The 20,635-nt window shown below is 73.3% G+C and carries 15 protein-coding genes and 1 pseudogene; 5 read left to right on the top strand and 11 right to left on the bottom strand.

The features are described from left to right. Positions 1-25 precede the first annotated feature (25 nt). The 6 genes and pseudogenes from OHA84_RS26850 to OHA84_RS26825 all read right to left on the bottom strand — a co-directional run bounded on the left by OHA84_RS26850 (position 26) and on the right by OHA84_RS26825 (position 5,874). Entirely contained in the window at positions 26-1,357 is a 1,332-nt protein-coding gene (locus OHA84_RS26850; RefSeq protein WP_266973945.1) for an LLM class flavin-dependent oxidoreductase, read from the bottom strand. A gap of 108 nt (positions 1,358-1,465) precedes the next feature. After that, a pseudogene (locus tag OHA84_RS26845) lies at positions 1,466-2,461 on the bottom strand (ABC transporter permease); the annotation flags it as partial. Then, a complete protein-coding gene (locus tag OHA84_RS26840; RefSeq protein WP_053684609.1) occupies positions 2,458-3,288 on the bottom strand; it encodes an ABC transporter ATP-binding protein in 831 nt (276 codons plus the stop codon). The pseudogene OHA84_RS26845 and the gene OHA84_RS26840, both read right to left, overlap by 4 nt. 9 nt (positions 3,289-3,297) lie before the next feature. Next, complete coding sequence (locus OHA84_RS26835; RefSeq protein ID WP_266950355.1) at positions 3,298-4,329, bottom strand: ABC transporter substrate-binding protein; 1,032 nt, start codon at positions 4,327-4,329, stop codon at positions 3,298-3,300. 27 nt (positions 4,330-4,356) lie between these two features. Further along, positions 4,357-4,914 (bottom strand): NADPH-dependent FMN reductase, encoded by a 558-nt coding sequence (ssuE, locus tag OHA84_RS26830; RefSeq protein ID WP_053684605.1) that lies wholly within the window; start codon positions 4,912-4,914, stop codon positions 4,357-4,359. Between the two features lie 27 nt (positions 4,915-4,941). Beyond that, positions 4,942-5,874, bottom strand: a complete 933-nt coding sequence (locus OHA84_RS26825) for a TauD/TfdA family dioxygenase (protein WP_266969421.1) — start codon at positions 5,872-5,874, stop codon at positions 4,942-4,944. A 670-nt stretch (positions 5,875-6,544) separates the two neighbouring features. On the opposite strand from OHA84_RS26825, the gene OHA84_RS26820 reads away from it, so the two are divergent. The 4 genes from OHA84_RS26820 (at position 6,545) to meaB (ending at position 12,989) form a co-directional block, all read left to right on the top strand. Beyond that, a complete protein-coding gene (locus OHA84_RS26820) occupies positions 6,545-7,870 on the top strand; it encodes an ROK family protein (RefSeq protein ID WP_266969423.1) in 1,326 nt (441 codons plus the stop codon). A gap of 79 nt (positions 7,871-7,949) precedes the next feature. Then, the gene (locus OHA84_RS26815) at positions 7,950-9,809 is read left to right on the top strand and encodes a methylmalonyl-CoA mutase family protein (RefSeq protein WP_053676238.1); all 1,860 of its coding nucleotides are present in this window, start codon (positions 7,950-7,952) and stop codon (positions 9,807-9,809) included. Further along, positions 9,806-11,995 carry a methylmalonyl-CoA mutase gene (scpA, locus tag OHA84_RS26810; RefSeq protein WP_266969425.1) on the top strand — a complete coding sequence of 730 codons (2,190 nt, stop codon included), beginning with the start codon at positions 9,806-9,808 and terminating at the stop codon, positions 11,993-11,995. Before OHA84_RS26815 ends, scpA begins: the two co-directional genes overlap by 4 nt. Positions 11,996-12,005: 10 nt before the next feature. Then, positions 12,006-12,989 carry a methylmalonyl Co-A mutase-associated GTPase MeaB gene (gene meaB, locus OHA84_RS26805; RefSeq protein WP_266950351.1) on the top strand — a complete coding sequence of 328 codons (984 nt, stop codon included), beginning with the start codon at positions 12,006-12,008 and terminating at the stop codon, positions 12,987-12,989. A 114-nt stretch (positions 12,990-13,103) separates the two neighbouring features. Here the strand turns inward: meaB and OHA84_RS26800 are convergent, their stop codons facing one another. Continuing rightward, positions 13,104-14,105: an asparaginase gene (locus OHA84_RS26800; RefSeq protein ID WP_266969427.1), complete on the bottom strand. Its 1,002-nt coding sequence runs from the start codon at positions 14,103-14,105 to the stop codon at positions 13,104-13,106. 123 nt (positions 14,106-14,228) lie between these two features. Here OHA84_RS26800 and OHA84_RS26795 point away from each other — a divergent pair, with 123 nt between their 5' ends. Continuing rightward, positions 14,229-14,684: an Lrp/AsnC family transcriptional regulator gene (locus OHA84_RS26795; protein WP_053676242.1), complete on the top strand. Its 456-nt coding sequence runs from the start codon at positions 14,229-14,231 to the stop codon at positions 14,682-14,684. 27 nt (positions 14,685-14,711) lie between these two features. Here OHA84_RS26795 and OHA84_RS26790 read toward each other — a convergent pair whose 3' ends face one another. From OHA84_RS26790 to OHA84_RS26775, 4 genes are all read right to left on the bottom strand, one after another. Then, positions 14,712-16,157 (bottom strand): FAD-binding oxidoreductase, encoded by a 1,446-nt coding sequence (locus tag OHA84_RS26790; RefSeq protein WP_266969429.1) that lies wholly within the window; start codon positions 16,155-16,157, stop codon positions 14,712-14,714. A gap of 112 nt (positions 16,158-16,269) precedes the next feature. Beyond that, positions 16,270-17,583, bottom strand: a complete 1,314-nt coding sequence (locus tag OHA84_RS26785) for a LuxR family transcriptional regulator (RefSeq protein WP_266969431.1) — start codon at positions 17,581-17,583, stop codon at positions 16,270-16,272. Beyond that, the gene (gene paaN / locus OHA84_RS26780) at positions 17,580-19,355 is read right to left on the bottom strand and encodes a phenylacetic acid degradation protein PaaN (RefSeq protein ID WP_266969433.1); all 1,776 of its coding nucleotides are present in this window, start codon (positions 19,353-19,355) and stop codon (positions 17,580-17,582) included. The genes OHA84_RS26785 and paaN overlap by 4 nt, the downstream gene beginning before the upstream one ends. Before the next feature lie 389 nt (positions 19,356-19,744). Further along, a complete protein-coding gene (locus OHA84_RS26775) occupies positions 19,745-20,632 on the bottom strand; it encodes an SDR family oxidoreductase (RefSeq protein ID WP_266950346.1) in 888 nt (295 codons plus the stop codon). Positions 20,633-20,635: the final 3 nt, after the last annotated feature.

Raw genomic sequence — 20,635 nt, 5'->3', positions numbered from 1 at the left:
CGTCGGACCCGGGCGGCGCGTGCGCTCAGGCCGTCGGCGCGAGGTGACGGTTGGCCGGGCGGGCGAGGCCGTAGTTCTCGCGCAGGGTGGTGCCGGTGTACTCCGTACGGAAGAGACCGCGCTTCTGGAGGATCGGCACGACGTGGTCGACGAAAGCGGTCAGGCCCGTCGGCAGGACCGGCGCCATGATGTTGAAGCCGTCCGCCGCGCCCTGTGTGAACCACTCCTGGAGCTGGTCGGCGATCTGCTCGGGCGTGCCGGCGTAGACCCGGTGTCCACGTCCCGCGCCGAGCCGGGCGATCAACTGGCGCAGCGTCAGCCCGTCCCGCCGGGCCAGTTCGGCGACGAGCGTGAACCGGCTCTTGTTGCCGTTGATGTCCCGCTCCTCGGGCAGCTCGGGCAGCGGGCCGTCGAGGGGGTGGTCCGAGAGGTCGACGCCGAGCATCCCGGAGAGCTGGGCGAGCCCGTACTCGGGGACCTGGAGGTCGGTGAGCTGCTGCTCCAGCGCCTTGGCCTCGGCCTCGGTGGAGCCGATGACGGGGGCGATGCCGGGCAGGACGAGCAGGTCGCTCTCGGCGCGGCCGTAACGGGCCAGCCGGGACTTGAGGTCCTTGTAGAAGGTCTGGCCGTCGGCGAGGGTCTGCTGCGCGGTGAAGACCGCCTCGGCGTACTGGGCGGCGAACTCCTTGCCGTCCTCGGAGGAACCCGCCTGCACGAGGAGCGGGTGTCCCTGGGGTGAGCGGGGCACGTTGAGCGGGCCGGCGACACCGAAGTACTCGCCCCGGTGGGCGGCCGGGTGCAGCTTGTCGGTGTCCGCGTAGACGCCCCGCTCCTTGTCGAGGACGACCGCGTCGTCCTCCCAGCTGTCCCAGAGCTTGCCGGCGACGTCCAGGAACTCGCGGGCCCGCTCGTAGCGCAGGTTGTGGGCCAGGTGCTCGTCCTGGTTGAAGTTGCGGGCCTCGTCGACGGTGCCGGAGGTGACGATGTTCCAGCCGGCGCGACCGTTGCTGATGTGGTCGAGCGACGCGAACTTGCGGGCCGTGTGGAACGGCTCGTTGAAGGTCGTGGAGACGGTCGCGATGAGCCCGATGTGCTCGGTGACGGCGGCGATGGCCGAGAGCAGGGTCAGCGGCTCGAACCCGCCGAGGGCGTTGTAGCGGGCCTTGCCCCACAGGGCAAGGCCGTCGGCGAAGAAGATCGAGTCGAGGCGTCCGCGTTCGGCGGTGCGCGCCAGCTCCTGGAAGTAGCGCAGGTCGGTGACCCGTTCGGGGCTGCTGTCCGGGTGCCGCCAGGCGGCGTCGTGGTGACCGGCGTTCATCAGGAAGGCGTTGAGGTGGAGGGTGCGGGGAGCGGTCATGTCGGTTCCTCGGGTCGGGTCGGCGCGCGCGGGGCACCGCCGGGGGAAGGGCGGGCGGGCGGCGCGGGGCGGCGGCCCCGGGTCGCACCGCGGGGGGCGCCGGTGACAGGCGGGTACGCGCCAGAGGCTCAGGCGGCGTTCGATCGTGACGAGGAGCTGGTTGAACGCCAGCCCGATCGCGGAGATGGTGACGATGCCCGCGTACATCTGCGGGATCGCGAAGTTGAACTGCGAGGCGTTGATCAGGTAGCCCAGTCCCGCCTTGGCGCCGATCATCTCGGCCGCCACGAGCACGAGGATCGACACCGCTCCCGCCAACCGGATCCCGGTGAAGATCGCCGGCACCGATGACGGCAGGATCACCTTCTGGAAGAGCCTCGGCGTGGACAGGTCCATCGACCGGGCCAGCTTCACCAGGGTCGGATCGGCGTTGCCGACCGCGCTGATCGTGTTGAGCAGGATCGGCCAGACGCACGCGTAGACCACGATGGACACCTTCGAGGTCTCCCCGATGCCCAGCAGCAGCACGAACACCGGCAGCAGCGCCAGCGCCGCCGTGTTGCGGAAGACCTCCAGCAGCGGCCCGAGCAGCACCGCGACCGGCCGGTACCAGCCGATGAGCAGGCCGAGCGGTACCGCGATCACGACCGCGATGCCGAAGCCGCCGAAGGAGCGGACCAGGCTGGCCCCGGTGTGTTCGGCGAGCTGCCCGTCCCCCAGCAGCTCCCACCAGGCCGTGGCGACCTCGCTGACCGGCGGCAGGAACGTGGCGTCGACCAGGCCGAGCCGGGGCGCCGTCTCCCAGAGGGCGAGCAGGGCGAGGATGGCGGCCGAGCGCAGCACGGCGGCGCTCAGCCCGCGCCCGACGGCGGCGAGCAGACCGCGCCCGCGCCCCGGGCTCCGTACGGGGGTCTTCGCCGTGACCGGCCCCGTACGGGCGACGGCCTCCTCGACGGGCGCGGGGGCAGGTGCCTCGGCGGGCGCCGCCGGCCGCGCGGGCGCCCCGGTGGTCGGCTGTTCCGCGGGCCGGGCCGGGTCCTCGGTCTCCGGCGGGGGTGCCAGGCCGGCCAGGGCGGCGGCGGTGATGTCGGTTCCGGTGGTCATACGGTGGCCTCCTCCTTCTCCAGTTGCTGAGCGCGGGCCACCTCGTCGTGGAGCAGGGTCCAGATCTCGTGGCGGTGACGGGCGAACTCCGGGCTGGAGCGCAGGTCCTCGCCCGTGGCGCCGGTGGCACGGTCGCCGAGGTCGACCCGGACGACCTCCTTGACGCGGCCGGGGCGCGAGGTGATCACGGCGACCTTCTGCCCCAGGTACACGGCCTCTTCGATGCCGTGGGTGATGAACACGATCGTCTTGCCGGTCCGCTGCCAGATGCGCCGCAGTTCGTCCTGGAGGGATTCGCGGGTCTGCGCGTCCAGGGCCGCGAACGGCTCGTCCATCAACAGCACGTCGGGGTCGTAGGCGAGCGAGCGGGCGATGGCGACCCGCTGGCGCATGCCCCCGGACAGTTCGTGGGGGTGGCGGTCCTCGAAGCCGGTGAGCCCGACGAGGTCCAGGAACTCCCTCGCCCTCTCGGTCCGTTGGCGGCGCGGGACGCCGGTCGCCTCCAGGCCGAACTCGATGTTGCCCAGTGCGGTGCGCCAGGGCAGCAGCGCGTACTGCTGGAAGACGATGCCCCGGTCGAGCCCGGGCCCGGTGACGGGTTCACCGTCGAGCAGGATCCGGCCGGAGGTGGGGCGGGTCAGGCCGCCGAGGAGGTCGAGCAGGGTGGACTTGCCGCACCCGCTGGGGCCGACGACGACCACGAACTCCCCCGCCTCGATCTCCAGGTCGATGCCGTCGAGGGCGGTGAACTCCTGCTTGTTCCTCCTGTTCTTCCTGTCCTTCGTCGGGAAGGTCTTCGTCACGGAGTCGAACACGATCTTCGCCATGGCAGTCGGTCAGCCCTTCCCGTTCCCGTTGAACTGGTTGGTGTAGAGGTCGGCGGCCTTGAGCTGCCCCTTCTTGATCTCGCCGCGCTCGCCCAGCCAGTCGATCCAGAGCTGGAACTCCTTGTCGGCGATCCGGCCCCCCGGCTCCGCGACCCCGTACGAGCGCCAGTAGCGCAGCGTCGAGGTGTCCTCGTTGCGGCCGCGCTTCTTCACGATGTCGGTCAGCCGCGCGATGACCTGCTCGCGCGGGGTGGTGCGCGACCAATCGATGGCCTTGCCGACGCCGGTGGTGAACGTCCTGACGGTGTCGGGGTTCTCCTTGATGAAGCGCCGGGTCATCACGTAACTGCCGGCGCTGAACGCCCCCAACAGCTCGAAGTCCTTGAACAGCGGGCGTATCCCGCCGGCCGCGAGGGCCTTGTCGCGCAGCACACCGCTGAGGACGCCCACCTCGATCTGCTTCTGGCGCAGGGCCTGTTCGGTGTTGACGGGCGGGACGACGAGGGACTCGACCTTGCCGGCGTCACCCTTGGAGAGGCCGTTGCGCTCCAGGTAGATGTCGAGCAGGGCCTGCGCGTGGGCGCCCAGGGTGTTCATGCCGACCTTCTTGCCGATCAGGTCGCGGGCCGACCGGATCGGGCTGTCCTCCAGGACGTAGTAGCCGAGGTAGGTGTCCTTGTCGGAGCCGTAGTAGGAGATGACGGCCTGGATCTGCGCCTTGCTCGCGGCGAGTTTGACGATCGCGCCGTTGAAGGCGCCGCCGAAGTGGGTCTGGCCGGTGGCCGCGGACTGGATGTCCTGGGGGCCGCTGATGGTGTTGCCGACCCAGTCCAGGGTGAGGTTGCCGAGGTACCCGAGATCGGCGGCCAGTTCGGGGAGCGTGACCGCGCCCACCGAGCCCTGGTACTTCAGGGACGTGACCTGCTTGCCGGAGCCGCCGGTGGCGGTGGCCGTGCCGCAGCTCACCGCGGCCGCCGAGATGCCGAGCAGGGTGAGGAACTGACGTCGGGAGGTGGAGGACGTGGTGAAGGCTGCGGGCATGACGGGTCCTTGTCGGTGCGTACGGGGTCAGTGAGCGGTGGTGAGGGCGCCCGCGGGGGCGATGCGCAGCGCGTCGGCGAACTCGTCGACGGCCTGGTACAGGTCCAGCTCCGCCTCGGGCCGGAGCCGGTCCGGGCCGTCCCCGCGCTCGACGGCGGAGTCCAGGACGAACCGGCCGGCGGTGACGTGTCGGGCGCCGAGCGCGGAGAGGACCGGGCGCAGGGCGTAGTCGATGGTCAGGACGTGGGCGAGGCTGCCGCCGGTGGCGATCGGCAGGACCGTCTTGCCGGCCAGGCCGTCCTGCGGGAGCAGGTCGAGGAAGGCCTTGAGCAGGCCGGTGTACGAGGCCTTGTAGATCGGGGTGGCGATGATCAGGCCGTCCGCCTCGGCCACGGCCTCCACCGCGCGGCGGATCTCGGGCTCGCCGCGGCGGGCGGAGAGCAGGTCGGCGGCGGGCAGTTCCCGTACGGCGAGGTGCGCGGTCTCGTACCCGGAGTGGGACAGACGACGCAGCACCTGGTCGACGACCACGGCGGTACGGGAGTGGACGGAGGGGCTGCCGGTGACGGCGAGCAGCTTGGGCACGGGGCTCTCCTTGTGCGGCGGGGGGGGTCAGACGGAGGCGGAGGAGGCGCCGGAGGCGATGCCGAACTCCGGGTCGGGCACGGTCTCCGGGCTGATCAGGCGGGACGGGCGTCCGTCGGGGCCGACGGGCACGTCGCCGTCGACGGTGACGCGGCGCAGGGTGCGCTCGTGGTCGTCGGAGTCGTCGACGCCGTAGTGCTGGGTGGCGCGGTTGTCCCAGATCGCGACGTCGCCGGCGCGCCACTGCCAACGGACGGTGTTCTCGGGGCTCTCGACGTGCGCCTGGAACAGGTCCTGGAGGACGCGGGAGTCCCGGCCGGTGAGGCCGGTGATCCGCTGGACGAAGTTGCCGAGGAGCAGGGTGCGTTCGCCCGTCTCGGGGTGGACGCGGACCACCGGGTGCTCGGTGAGGAACGTGGTGGAGGTGAACACCTCGCGGTACTGGGCGAGGGCCTCGGGGAGCGCGTCGGGCCGCAGGGCGGCGTAGTCGTACTCGTTGGAGTGCACGGCGCGCAGGCCGTCGGCCAGGACCCGCAACGGCTCCGGGAGGCCCGCGTAGGCGGTGGCGGTGTTGGCCCAGAGCGTGTTGCCGCCGTACGGGGGGATGGTGACGGCGCGGAGGATGGAGAAGGCGGGGTAGGCGGGGACGAAGGTGACGTCGGTGTGCCACTGGTTGGCGCGGGCGCCGTGGTCGGAGTCGATGCCGAGGGCGTACCGGCCGTCGGCGGAGGGCACGGTCGGGTGGGCGACCGGCGCGCCGAGCAGCCGGGCGAACTCCTCGTGTCCGGCCTCGTCGAGGTGGTCCTGGCCGCGGAAGAAGACCACCTTGTGGGCGAGGAGGGCGGCACGGATCTCGGCGACGGTCTCGGCGGGCAGGTCGCCGCCGAGGCGGACGCCGCCGATCTCGGCGCCGATGCGGCCGCCGATCTTGGCGACGGAGACAGAGGTGACAGTGGTCATGGGAACTCCCGGGTCAGAGATTTATTTCCGCAGGGGAAGAAATGCCGGTACGCGAACGGGGCGCGATGCGCGGCGAACGGCACGCACACGGGGCGGGGCGGGGGCGGGGGCGGAAGCGGCCTCGGGGCACCGAGGGGTCACAGGACCCCGGAGCGGCGTCGCTCAGGCGCGGCGCGGGGCCGGGAGGCGGCCCTGACACTCGCCCGGCGCGGTACAGGAGCCGGGGGTGTGGAGCCGCGGGGCGAGGTGCTCGATCGCGGACATGGCTCGGAGACTGTCAGCGCCCCCCGCCGGGGTCAACCCCCACCGCAGCCCCCGCCGGCGCCCGGCGCCAAAACCCCGCACAGCACCCCTGACCTGCCCGTTCCCCCCGCCGGAAACCCCCCGGCCCACCCCGGGCCACGGCCGAAAACCATGGCCGGATTTCACGCCCCCGCAACGCGGCCGCCACGTCACCGGGCCCGGGCCCACGCCTCACCGGCGGGGCCGGGGTTGCCGGAGTCCGCGCCACCGTCGCGCGAAGCGGCCCCGGCTCCGCCGGGCTTTCGGGGCTCCGCCCCGTACCCCGCGCCTCAAACGCCGGCGAGGCTGGATGGGCCGGACCGGCCGACGGGGCTGAACGCACCGACCCCGACACACACCCCCGCCCGGCCAGGGCTACGGTCGCCCCATGCCCCCCACCCCCGGCGACAGCCGCGCGGCCGCCAACGCCGCCACCGTCCTGCGGACCGTCCTCGCGCACGGCCCCGTCGCCCGCAGCGGCATCTCGGCGCTGAGCGGTCTCAGCCAGGCCGCCGTCTCCCGCCAGACCACCGGCCTGCTCCGCAGCGGCCTGCTGCGCGAACTCCCGCATCCGACCGGGACGGGCGGGACGGGTGAGACGGGTGAGACGGGTGGGCCCGGCACCGCCGGCCGCCCCCGGATCCCGCTGGACCTGCACACGGGGGCCGTGGGCGGTCCGCTCGCCGCCGGACTGCACATCGGCGTGCCCGCCTCGAACTTCAGCCTGGTCGACCTCCGCGGCCAGGTGGTGGCCCGACGCACCCTCCCGCACACGGACGGACCGCCGACATCCGCCCGCCTCGCGACGGAACTGGGCCGCTTCCTCCGCGAGCACGGCCACGCCACGCACAGCCACACCGGAACCGCCACCGGGCCGGCGGCGAAGACCGCCCACCGCCCCCTCCTGGGCATCGGCGCCGCGCTCGGCGGCTGGATCCGCCCCGCCGAGGGGACCGTCGTACGGCACGAGGCGCTCGGCTGGTACGACAAGCCGCTCGCGGCCGAGCTCTCGGCCGCCCTGGGGTTGCCGGTGCACCTGGACAACCACGCCCGGGCCGTGGCCCGCGCCGAGATGCTGTTCGGGCACCCGTCGGCCCGCCGCAGCCTCGTGCACCTGTTCATCGGCAACGTGGTGGACGCCGCGTTCGGCATCGAGGGCACCGTCCACCAGGGCCCGGGTGCGGCCGCGGGCGACGTCGCCCACCTTCCCGTCCCCGGATCGGCGGTCCGGTGCGCGTGCGGCCGTACGGGGTGCCTCCAGGCCACCGCCTCCGACACGGCCCTGGGCGCCGAGGCCGTGCGCCTCGGGATCGTTCCGGAGCCGGCCATCGGGCTGATCGTGGACGCGGCCGCCACCGGCGATCCCCGCGCCGACCGGCTGCTGCGCGGGCGGGCCCGTGCGGTGGGGCGGGCCGCGGCCCTGTTGCTGGACGTGTTCAACCCGGCGGTGCTGCTGGTCTCGGAGCTGTCGAGCATCCTGCACGAGGGCTATCTCGACGAGATCCGCGAGGCGGCGACGGCCCAGTCGCACGTCTGCGACGACCCGGCCCGGATCATCGGCCCGTACGCGGGTCCGGCGGTCCTCACCCAGGCGTCGGCGACGGTCCTGCTCGGCCCGCTGTTCCAGGACCCCGCCGCCGCGCCCGCCCTCGCCGCCGCCACCGCGCCCACCGGCCTGCCCGACATCGCCCCCCATACCCCTACTCGCGGGTAACTCACCCGCTGACCTGCGAGTGCGAGATCACATCCGGCGGTCCTGGTCTCGATTGAGCGACCCCCCTAGCATTCGAGCCATGACGGTCCTGCCTGACGACGGGCTCTCCCTGGCCGCCGAGTTTCCTGACGCGACACATGAGCAGTGGCAGCGCCTGGTTGAAGGCGTACTGCGCAAGTCGGGCAAGGAAGCCTCCGGCGAGGCAGCTGAAGACGCGTTGTCCACCACGCTTGAGGACGGGCTCCGCACCCGCCCCCTGTACACCGCACGCCCCGACGCGGAGGACACCGGCTTCCCCGGGTTCGCCCCCTTCGTCCGCGGCGGCACGCCCGAGGGCACCAGCGCGTCGGGCTGGGACGTACGCCAGCGGCTCGCCGGCAGCGACCCCGTTCGGGTGAACGAGGCGGCCCTGGCGGACCTGGAGAACGGCACCACCTCCCTCTGGCTCACCCTGGGCCCCACCGGGCTCCCGGTGGACGGTCTCGCCCGCGCCCTGGAGGGCGTCTACCTCGACCTCGCCCCGATCACGCTCGACGCGGGCGCCGCGTACGCCGACGCCGCCCGCGCGCTGCTGGACCTGTACGCCGACCGCGGGGTGGCCCCCGAGGCCGCCCGTGCCTCGCTCGGTGTCGACCCGCTGGGACACGAGGCCCGTACGGGTGAGCCGCTCGACCTCGCCGAGGCCGCCGCGCTCGCCCGGGAGACGGCCGCCGACTGGCCCCACGTACGCACCCTGGTCGCGGACGCCCTGCCCTACCACGAGGCGGGCGGCAGCGCGGCCGAGGAGCTGGGGTTGTCCCTGGCCACCGGCGTCGCCTACCTCCGCGCCCTCACGGACGCCGGCGTGAGCACCGAAGAGGCCTTCGGGCAGCTGGAGTTCCGCTACGCGGCCACCGCCGACCAGTTCCTCACCATCGCCAAGCTGCGCGCCGCCCGCCGGCTCTGGGCCCGGATCGGCGAGGCCTGCGGGGTCCCGGAGGCCGCCGCGCAGCGTCAACACGCGGTCACCTCACCGGTGATGATGACCCGGCGCGACCCGTGGGTGAACATGCTGCGCACCACCGTCGCCTGCATGGCGGCGGGCGTGGCCGGCGCGGACTCCGTCACCGTGCTCCCCTTCGACCACGACCTGGGCCTGCCCGACGCGTTCGCACGCCGCATCGCCCGCAACACCTCCACGATCCTGTTGGAGGAGTCGCACCTGGCCCGGGTGATCGACCCGGCCGGCGGTTCCTACTACGTCGAGCAGCTCACCACCGAACTCGCCGCTGCCGCCTGGGAGTTCTTCCGTACGGTGGAGAAGGCGGGCGGTCTTCCCGAGGCCCTGCGCTCCGGCCTGGTCGCCGAGCGCCTGGCGGCCACCTGGGCCGAGCGTTCCAAGAAGCTCGCCAAGCGCCGCGAACCGATCACCGGCGTCAGCGAGTTCCCGAACCTGTCGGAGAAGCCCGTCGTACGCGAACCCGCGCCCGAGGGACCGACCGGCGGGCTGCCCCGCGTCCGGCGCGACGAGGCGTACGAGGCCCTGCGCGCCCGCGGTGACGCGCACCTCGCGGCGACCGGGGCCCGGCCGCGGATCTTCCTGGCGGCCCTGGGGCCGGCGGCCGCGCACACCGGCCGCGCCACCTTCGCCTCGAACCTCTTCCAGGCGGGCGGCGTCGAGCCGGTGCACGACCCGGTGTCGGTGACCCCGGAGACGGCCGCCGCCGCCTACGCCGCGAGCGGCGCGGACGGCATGGCGGTGCTGTGCTCCAGCGACGCGCTGTACGAGGAGCAGGCCGAGGCGGTGGCCGCGGCCCTGCGCTCGGCCGGCGCCACGACCGTGTTCCTCGCCGGCAGGCCCGGTACCGCCGGGCAGGCCGTGGACGAGTACGTCTTCGCCGGCTGCGACGCGGTCGCCGTACTGTCCTCCGTACTCGACCGGATGGGAGTGGCCCCGTGAGCGGCATCCCCGACTTCTCCGAACTCGCGCTGAACGGCGACGCGACGGCCGGTGTCTCCGAGGAGCAGTGGCGCGCCGCGGTCAAGGAGTCCACCGGCAGCGGTGCCTCCGACCTGCTGTGGGAGACCCCCGAGGGCATCGGCGTCAAGCCGCTGTACACCGGGCGTGACCTGGAGGGCCTGGACTTCCTGCGGACGTACCCGGGTGTGGCGCCGTACCTGCGCGGCCCCTACCCGACGATGTACGTCAACCAGCCCTGGACGATCCGGCAGTACGCCGGTTTCTCCACGGCCGAGGAGTCCAACGCCTTCTACCGGCGCAACCTCGCGGCCGGCCAGAAGGGTCTGTCGATCGCCTTCGACCTTCCCACGCACCGCGGCTACGACAGCGACCACCCGCGCGTGACGGGCGACGTCGGCATGGCGGGCGTGGCCATCGACTCGATCTACGACATGCGGCAGCTGTTCGACGGGATCCCGTTGGACAAGATGACGGTGTCGATGACGATGAACGGCGCCGTGCTGCCGGTCCTCGCGCTCTACATCGTGGCGGCGGAGGAGCAGGGCGTCTCCCCCGACAAGCTCGCCGGGACCATCCAGAACGACATCCTCAAAGAGTTCATGGTCCGCAACACCTACATCTATCCGCCGAAGCCGTCGATGCGGATCATCTCGGACATCTTCGCCTTCACCTCGCAGAAGATGCCCCGGTACAACTCCATCTCGATCTCCGGCTACCACATCCAGGAAGCGGGGGCGACGGCCGACCTGGAGCTGGCGTACACCCTCGCGGACGGCGTGGAGTACCTGCGGGCCGGGCAGGCCGTGGGCCTGGACGTGGACGCGTTCGCGCCCCGACTGTCCTTCTTCTGGGCCATCGGGATGAACTTCTTCATGGAGGTCGCGAAGCTGCGCGCGGCCCGCCTGCTGTGGGCGCGCCTGGTCAAGCAGTTCGACCCGAAGAACGCCAAGTCGCTGTCGCTGCGCACCCATTCGCAGACCTCCGGTTGGTCGCTGACGGCCCAGGACGTCTTCAACAACGTCACGCGCACCTGCATCGAGGCGATGGCGGCGACCCAGGGGCACACCCAGTCGCTGCACACCAACGCCCTCGACGAGGCCCTCGCCCTGCCGACGGACTTCTCGGCGCGCATCGCCCGCAACACCCAGCTGATGCTCCAGCAGGAGTCGGGGACCTGCCGGTCGATCGACCCGTGGGGTGGCAGCGCGTACGTCGAGAAGCTGACCTACGACCTCGCTCGGCGGGCCTGGCAGCACATCGAGGAGGTCGAGGCGGCCGGCGGCATGGCCCAGGCCATCGACGCGGGCATCCCGAAGCTGCGCGTGGAGGAGGCCGCGGCCCGTACGCAGGCGCGGATCGACTCCGGCCGGCAGCCGGTGATCGGCGTGAACAAGTACCGCGTGGAGACCGACGAGCAGATCGACGTCCTCAAGGTCGACAACTCGTCCGTGCGCGCGCAGCAGATCGCCAAGCTGCGGCGGCTGCGCGAGGAGCGCGACGAGGCGGTCACCCAGGACACCCTGCGGGCGCTGACGAACGCGGCGGGCAGCGGCGAGGGCAACCTGTTGGCGCTCGCGGTCGACGCGGCCCGCGCCAAGGCGACCGTGGGTGAGATCTCGGACGCCCTGGAGAAGGTCTACGGGCGGCACGCGAGCCAGATCCGTACCATTTCGGGTGTGTACCGCATGGAAGCAGGCGAGTCCCCGTCCGTGGAGCGCACCCGTGCGCTCGTCGACCGGTTCGAGGAGGCGGAGGGCCGTCGTCCGCGCATCCTGGTCGCCAAGATGGGCCAGGACGGGCACGACCGCGGCCAGAAGGTGATCGCCACCGCCTTCGCCGACCTGGGCTTCGACGTGGACGTCGGCCCGCTGTTCCAGACCCCGGCGGAGGTGGCCCGCCAGGCCGTCGAGGCGGACGTCCACGTGGTGGGCGTGTCGTCGCTGGCGGCCGGTCACCTGACCCTCGTGCCGGCGCTGCGCGAGCAGCTGGCGGAGGAGGGGCGCGAGGACATCATGATCGTGGTGGGCGGGGTGATCCCGCCCGCGGACGTGCCGACGCTGCTGGAGATGGGTGCCACTGCGGTCTTCCCGCCGGGCACCGTGATCCCGGACGCGGCCCACGACCTGGTGACGCGGCTGGCCGCGGATCTCGGGCACGAGCTGTAGGCGGGCGTCGATGCCGAAGATCGACATCGAGGCGTACGCGAAGGGGGTCCTCGACGGTAAGCGCGCGTTCGTCGCGCGCGCCATCACGCTCGTCGAGTCCACCCTGCCCGCCCACCGGGCGTTGGCCCAGCAGCTCCTGACGGAGCTGCTCCCGCACTCGGGGCGCGCGCGCCGGATCGGCATCAGCGGCGTCCCGGGGGTGGGCAAGTCCACCTTCATCGACGCCTTCGGCACGATGCTCACGGCGCTGGGCCACCGGGTGGCGGTCCTGGCCGTGGACCCGTCCTCCACCCGCACGGGCGGCTCCATCCTCGGCGACAAGACCCGGATGGAACGCCTCGCGGTGGACCCGGCGGCCTTCGTCCGGCCCTCCCCCTCGGCGGGCACGCTGGGCGGGGTCGCCAAGGCCACCCGTGAGTCGATGATCGTGATGGAGGCGGCGGGCTACGACGTGGTCCTCGTCGAGACGGTCGGGGTCGGCCAGTCGGAGACGACCGTGGCCGGCATGGTCGACTCCTTCCTCCTGCTCTCGCTGGCCCGTACGGGCGATCAGCTCCAGGGCATCAAGAAGGGCGTCCTGGAACTGGCCGACGTGCTGGCCGTGAACAAGGCCGACGGCCCGCACGAACGCGAGGCGAAGTCGGCGGCGCGTGAACTGGCGGGCGCGCTGCGGTTGATGCATCCGGCCGACGCGGCCTGGACCCCGCCGGTCCTGACGTGCAGCGCGCGGGAGTCGGCGGGTCTGGACGAGATCTGGAACCGCCTGGAGCAGCATCGCCGGCTGCTGGAGGCGGGCGGGCGGCTGGCCGCGAAGCGGGCCGCGCAGCAGGTGGAGTGGACCTGGTCGATGGTGCGCGAGGAGCTGTTGGAGCGGCTGCGCGCCGATCCGGCCGTACGCGATCTCGCTCCCGCGCTGGAGGCCTCGGTGCGGGAGGGCACCCTGACGCCGACCCTGGCGGCGGACCGGATCCTGAAGGCCTTCCACGCCTCCTGACGGGCCCGGATCCGGCGGGGCGCGGGGTGCGGGGCGAACACGGGGGTGTACGACGAGGGCGGGGCGGGCCGGGGATTCCCGTGCCCGCCCCGCCCTCGCGCGAGGTCGCGGAGGTCAGGCCTCGACCAGCACCGGCCCGCCGGAGGCCAGGGCGTCGCGCAGGACCCGCACCCGTTCGCCGGGCTCGACGTCCGCGAGCAGCGCGGACAGTACGGCGATGCGCACCTGACCCGCGCGCAGCGTGCCGGAGGGGACGGCCCCGGCGGCGACCAGGTCGACCGCCCCGCCGTGCGTGTAGATCTCCGTGACCGGCCCGGCGGCGACCCGCGTGGTCAGGGCGACCAGCACGCCCCGCTCGACGGCGTCCCGTACCGCGTCGACGATCTCGGGGGTGGCGTTGCCGGCCCCGGTGCCGACGAGGACGATGCCGCGCGCGCCCGCCTCGACGGCGGCGTTCAGGAGCACCGGGTCGCCGTCGGCGTGGTGCATCACCATGTCCACGCGGGGCGGCAGTTCCGGCATGGAGGGCAGGGCGAGCGGGGTCGGTCGCTGCGGGGTGCGCAGCATGGTGACCTTGCCGAAGCCGATCTTCCCGAGCAGTTCCTTCGAGGGGTCGGCGAACGCGTCCAGGGCCACGGCCTGGGTCTTCACGGTCCCGCGCGCGGCGTGCACCCGTCCGGCGAAGGTGATCAGGACGCCGAGCCCGCGGGTGGAGGCGGCGGTGAGCAGCGCGTCGTACAGGTTGCCCGGGCCGTCGCCGTCCGCGGAGCCCATGGGCAGTTGCGAGCCGGTGAAGACGACGGTGCGCGGGTCGTGGTGGTGGAGGTCGACGAGGAAGGCCGACTCCTCCAGGGTGTCGGTGCCGTGGGTGACGACGATGCCGTCGACGTCGGGGTCGGCGAGGACCTCGTGGACGGTGCGGAGCAGGGTCAGCTGGTGGGCGGTGGTGAGCCGGGGGCTGTTGACGCTGAACAGGTCCACGACCTCGACGGTGATGCCCTCGGGGAGCGGGGCGGTGGCCATCACCTCGCTGCCGTCGGCGTCGGCCGCGAAGCCGGACCCCTGCCAGCGGCTGGCTATCGTTCCGCCGGTGCTGATGACGACGATGCGTCCCATGCCCGCCCTTCCCTCACGCCTGATCGCACACAATTCCGATAAAGGCAATGATAGTAAGATCTACGCGCAATGAGATTGCCACTTTAGGCCCCGGCGTTACATTGGGTGGTGGATGATTGCGCCATGGATGCCATCGATCGCGAAATCTTGCGCGAGCTTCAGCAGGACGGCCGCCTCAGCAACCAGGAGCTGGCCCAGCGCGTCGGCCTGACCCCCTCCCCCTGCATGCGCCGGGTCCGCCAACTCGAACAGGACGGGGTGATCCAGGGCTACCGCGCGGTGATCGACCCGGAGGCAGTGGGCCGCGGCTTCGAGGTGCTGGTCTCCGTCGAGGTGCGGCGCGACCGCGAGGCGGTCGAGGCCTTCGAGGCGGCCCTCCAGGACATCCCCGACGTCATCGAGGCCTACCGCCTGTTCGGCAGTCCCGGCTGCCTGCTGCGCATCGCCGTCGCCGACCTGCGCGCCTACGAGCGCCTGTGGATCGAACAGCTCACCGCGCTGTCCGGGGTCACCGAGGTCAACTCGCAGATCATCATGAAGCGCATCAAGGACCACACGGGCCTGCCCGTGGACCTGTGACCGCGGACGCCGGGCCGGCCGCCGCGGTCAGCGACGGAAGTCCGACGGGTCGATCGAGGCCAGCCGCTTGACGAGCGCCGGCACCCCGCGCCCCCGGTCCTCGCGGTACTCCACGGCCCGCAGCGCGGGCATCACCACCCGGGCGCCCGGGTAACGCACGGGCTCCGGCGGGATCCAGCCGCCCGGCGGGCGGGTGAAGGCCGACCGCGCCCACTCGTCGTCGGTGCCCAGGACGAGGGAGGCGAGCACCTTCGCCATCAGCCGCGAGGGGCCCACCCCGTCCCCGGAGTAGCCGGTGGCGTAACAGACCCCGGGCACCGTCCGCAGCCACCCGGCGAAGGGCAGCGAGGTGGTGGAGTACTCGACCGGCGCGGTCCAGGCCGCGTCCACGGGCGCGTCGGCGAGTTCCGGGAAGAGCCGGGCGAGTTGGCGCTCCAGTTCACGCCGGCGCAGCGCCCCGCCCCACAGGGTGTCCGGGCCGCTCTTGCCGAAGGCCACCCCGGAGCCGCCCTTGCCGAAGAGCAGTCGGCCGTCCGGCGTCGTGCGGTAGTAGTTGAGGCGCCGGCGGGAGTCGCAGACCGAGGTGGCGTCCTGCCAGCCGATGGCCGCGAGCCGGTCGGCCACCGGCTCGGTGAGCACGGTGTCGCTGGCCACCGTCACCATGCGCCGGCCGAGGTCCTCCAACTGCCCGGCCCAGGCGTTCACGGCCAGCACCACCCGGTCGGCGTGCACCCGGCCGTACGGGGTGTGCGCCACGGTGGTGCGACCGGGCGCGTTGCGCAGCGCGGTCAGCGGGGTGCGCTCGTGCACGCGCACCCCGGCGTCGAGGGCGACCCGGCGCATGCCCCGGGTCAGCTTCGCGGGTTGCAGGGTGGCACAACCCGGGTCGAGAACGGCGCCGAAGTGGTTGCGGGTGCCGACGGCCCGGCGGGACTCGGCGGCGGACACCTCGTGCAGCGGCTCCGTGCCGGCGCGGGCGAGGTCCGCCAACGTCTGCCGCCAGGCGCCGTGTTGGGCGGGCGAGGAGGCGGCCCACATCCACGGCCCGCGTCGGTGCTCGATGTCGATGCCGTGGGTGTCGGCGAAGTCCAGGATGTCGTCGACGGCCTCGGCGGAGGCCTCGCCCAGCCGGCGGGCCTCCTCGTACCCGCCGATGGCGACGAGGCTGCTGAACCGGGCCCACATCGGCATCAGGTAACCGGCGTTGGCCCCGCTGGCGCCGCCGCCGCACACATCGGCCTCGATCAGCACGATGTCCGTGCCGGGGGCGCGTCGCAGGATCTCCAGGGCGGTCCACAGACCGGTGAAGCCTCCGCCGACCACCAGGACGTCGCAGCGCACCTCGTCGAGCAGGTGCGGGGAGCGGCCGTCGTCGGGTTCGGCCCGCAGGGCGTCGCGCAGCCAGGGGGTGCGGCGGGTCGGGGCGGGGGTGTCGGTCGCGGGCCAGGTGCGGGAGAGGACGAGATCGCTCACGGGTACGGGTCTCCACGGTCGGTGCGGTGCGGTGGGGGTGGCGGCCGTCCGGTACGGGCGGGCGGCCCGGTGGACGGGCGGCCGGTACGGGCCCGGGCGCCGGGGCGGGCGGTCAGTTCCGGTGGGCGTGGGCGCCGCGGCCCGGAGCGGCGCCGGGCTGCTCGACCGCCGACAGCAGGTCGATCCGGGAACTCACGCCGAAGGCCTTGTACAGCTTGCGCAGGTGGTAGTTGACGGTGTGCGGGGACAGGGCCAGGCGCCGGGCGATCTGCTGGTTGGTCAGCCCCTCCCCCACCAGCCCGACGAGGATCCGCTGCTGCTCGTTCAGCCCGGAGCCGGCGGCGGCCGGGGCCTCGCGCAGCCCCTCCGCCGCCGTGGGCACGACCGGCGGCGCCGGCCAGATGCCGAGGTGCGGCTCGCGCCGTTCGCGGTACGCGGCCCGCAGCGCGACCGCCTCCCGCTGGAGGGACAGTCTCAGCGAGTCGGGCATCGAGTCGGTGATGACCCGGCGCAGCAGCGGGTTGGCGAAGGCGGCGCGGACGCCGTCGTTGCGCACGACGCCGGTCGCCTCGACCTCCTCCAGCGCGGGCAGCAGGGCCGCGACCGAGGTCCGCAGCATCAACGCGACGTCCTCGTACACCACCTCGTCACCCAACACCGCCGCCACGTGCAGCAGTTGGCGGCAGGCCGGCGAGAAGCGCCCCAGGGTGGCGCGTACCCGGGTGACCAGGCGGGCCGGGAGCCGCTGGGTCCGCAGTCGGACCTCGTCGTCGACGAACTCCAGGCCGCCCTCCTCCCCGAGCCCGGTCAGCAGTTCGATCAGCAGCCGGGGGTGGCCGCCCACCCGGTCGACGAGCTGGACCAGGGAGGGTGAGGGCGTCGCGCCCAGCAGGTCCCTTGCGAGCGCCAGCGTCGACGAGGGCCCGAGCGGGCCGAGCGGCAACCGCTCGCTGCGCCCGGCGAGAGCGCCCGGCAGCAGCGGTCCCTCGCCCGGCCGGTGGGTCACCAGCCACACCACGGGGTCGCCGCCGGGTCGTTCGCGGGTGGGTCCGGCCGGGAGCGGTTCGGGAAGGACGCCCGGCGCGTGTGCCCCGTGCGGGGTCCGGCGCGGATCGTCGAGGAGGACGAGGGTGGGGCCGGCGGGCGCGTGGCACTTCCCGGCCCGGCCGCGGACACGGCGCGCCGGCGCGGGCGGTGTGTGGGGTGCGGCGCGCCGGCCGGCGTCGGGGCGGTTCCCGCCGATGTAGCCGAGGCGGGCGGCGAGGGCGGCGGCTTCCTGGAGCAGCCGGGTCTTGCCGATGCCCGGCATGCCCTCGACGGCCACGACGGCGGAGCCGCCGCGCAGGCCGCGCTCCAGGACCTCGCGGATCAGCCGCATCTCGCGCTCGCGGCCGCGCAGGGGCGTGCCGGTGAGGGTGGAGTTCACGACGAACCGCCGTAGCGCCGGACCCCGACCGTGCGGAAACGTTCCGTCACGAAGGTGGTGTCGCAGTACACCGCGTTCCCCGACGGGTTCATGCCCGTCCCGTGCAGGTCGGAGTAGACGGCCGACTGGGAGATGTACCAGTCGCCCATCAGGTTCGCCGACAGCATCACCCCGACCTCGGCGCAGGCCCCGGCCATCGCGGTCTCGACCTCGGGCGAGGTCGAGTACAGCCCGACGGACAGCGCGCCGCACTCGCGGGTGGTCCGGGCGACCAGCTCGACGCCGTCGGCGACGGAGTCCACCGCGACGACCAGCACGACCGGGCCGAACCACTCGGTGAGCAGCGTCGACAGGTCGGCGGCTCGGGCGGCGTCGAGGGTCACCACGGCCGGGGTGCGCACGACCGCTTCGGGGTGGTCAGGGTCGCGCACCGGGCGGGAGGGGACCGCGACCGGGCCGGCCTCCCCGGCCATCACGCGCTCCAGGCGGCCCCGCACGGCGGGCGAGAGGAGCGCGCCCAGGACGGCGCAGGCCTCGGCGTCGTCGGCGAGCAGCGTGTCGAGCGCGCCCCCCAGGTCACGGACGACCTCCTCGAAGGTCTTGTGGCCCTCGTCGGTGGTGATGCCGGCGCGCGGGACGAGCAGGTTCTGCGGGCTGGTGCACAGTTGACCGCTGTACAGGGAGACCGAGAAGGCCAGGTTCGCCAGCATGTCCCGGTAGTCGGCGGTCGACTCCACGAGCAGGCTGTTGACCGCGGAGCCGGCGGTGAGGACACGGGCCTGGCGGGCGTGCGTCTCCAGCCAGGTCCCGAAGCCGGTGCCGCCCGCGTAGTCGACGAGGCGGACCTCCGGACGCAGGGCCAGGTGTCGCGCCGAGCCCTCGCCGGGATGCTCGGGCGCCAGGCACACCAGGTCCGGGGGGAAGCCGGCCTCGGCGAGCACCTCGCGGGCCGTGCGCACGGTGAGGGCGAGCGGGAGCACGGCCGCCGGGTGCGGTTTGACCAGGACGGGGTTCCCGGTGGCCAAGGAGGCGAAGAGGGCCGGATAGCTGTTCCAGGTGGGGAAGACGCTGTTGGCGATCACCAGGGAGACGCCCCTGGGCACCACGGTGAAGGTCTTGTCCAAGGTGATGGTGCGCCCGTCGCCGAGGGGTTTGCGCCAGGTCGCGCGGGCGGGCAGCCGCGTCTGCTCCTCCAGGGCGCGGGCCACCGCCTCCAGGCCGCGGTCCTGCGCGTGCACGGCGCCCGCGTGGAAGGCCATGAGGAAGTTGTGGCCGCTGGTGTGGACGGCGGCGTACGCGAAGGCGGAGCTCTGCGCGTTGATCCGGTGGAGGATCTCCGCGCAGACGGCCGCGCGCGCCTCGGGGCCGGCGTCGCGCCAGGCCGGGAGGGCGGCGGTCATGGCGGGCAGCAGGACGTCGGGGTCGCAGTGCGCGTAGGAGATCCCCAACAGGCCGCCGAACGGAGAGCGTTCACCGCCGCTCTCCGGGTCCGGGCCCACCGTGCCGTCCCGGCCGGGTTGGCCGAGTTCCAGCGGTCGGCCGAGCAGCGCGCGGTGGGCCGCCTCCCCGGCGGCGACCGCCCCCGGTCCGTAGGCCGCCGGGTCCTGCGGGTCCTCGGAGTAGGGCGACCAGTGTTCACGGGTGCGGACGGCCTCGCGGGCACGGTCGAGGGTGGCGCCGTGCCGGGCGAGGAACTGGTTCACCGCGCTCGGTCCAGCCGGTTGGGCTGTCGCGTCGCGGAGGTCGGGGACGGGCCGCACGATGGGCGCCATGATCCTCATCCTTGTCTCACGGGTCGGTGTCCGGTCCGGACCGCCGATTCGGAAGGCCTCGGCGATCACACTAAATCGGCCGTTTGCGGCCACGGCGCAGTCCGGTCATGTACGGAATTAACGGCCCCTTCACAGGGGTGGGGCCGAAACCCGCGGGGTGGGCGGAGCGCCGCGCTCCACTCCGCGGGACGAATCCCGGCCCAGGCCCGGGAAGCCGCACCCACCCGCCGGAGCCGCGAGCAAACCATGACGATGCTCACATGCCGCCCAACTCGATACTCTCGGCCACGACATGGCGTGAACCGATCGCCGGACGGGCTCCGACGGGTGTGCCAACTGGCCGGATCTGTACGACTTCCAGGGCCCTATGGACCCTTACCGGCGGTCCGTCACTCCGTGATCGGACGCAGGTAGCGGTCGAGCGCGGCATCGGGCAGCACCCGCGCCAGGACGCTGACCTTGCGGGCGTCGGAGCCCACCCGGTAGCGCGACCGCGGGCGGGCGGCCGTCAACGCCTGTCGGACCGTCTCCGCGAAGTCCTCGGGACGGGTCTCGCTCGCACGGGCCTGCTGTTCGTTGTGGTGCAGGAACCGGTTGAACGGGATCCGGTACAACTCCGCGATGTGCTCGGGCACCCCGTCCATGGCCGACCGGGCGGCCACGGACACCTTGCCCCAGATCGGCGTCATGATCGCGCCCGGCTGCACCAGGGCCACGTCCACGCCCAGCGGGCGCAGCTCACGACGCAGCACGTCCGTCAGCGCCTCCTTGGCGAACTGCGCCGACGCGTAGGCCCCGAGGAAGGGGATCGCCACGCTGCCCAGCCCCGAGGTCACGTTGACCACCCGGCCCCGGGTACGCCGCAGCATCGGCAGGAACGCCTGGGTGACGGCGAGTTGTCCCACCACGTTCGTGTCCAACTGCTCGCGCAGCCGCTGCGGCGAGACGCACTCCAGGGGCGCGGAGACGCAGATGCCCGCGTTGTTCACCAGCCCCCACAGCCCGTCCTCGCCCACCAGGCCCGAGATCCGCTCGGCGGCCTCGGCCACCGACGCCTCGTCGGTCACGTCCACCCGCACCGGCGTGATGGCGCCGAACGCCCCCGCCGAACCGGTCGACTCCGGGCCGTCGGCCTCCTTGCGGACGCCGGCGAACACCCGGAACCCGGCCTCCGCCAGGCCCAGCGCACAGGCCCGGCCCAGCCCCGAGGAGGCCCCGGTGACGAGCACGGACCGGCCGCGCGGGGACAGTGGGGCACGGAAGGGAACGACGGACACGGT

Source organism: Streptomyces sp. NBC_00513 (genome assembly GCF_041431415.1).
Lineage (GTDB): Bacteria > Actinomycetota > Actinomycetes > Streptomycetales > Streptomycetaceae > Streptomyces.
Note: the sequence above shows the minus strand (reverse complement) of the source record. Positions and strands in the feature narration are given on the sequence as shown.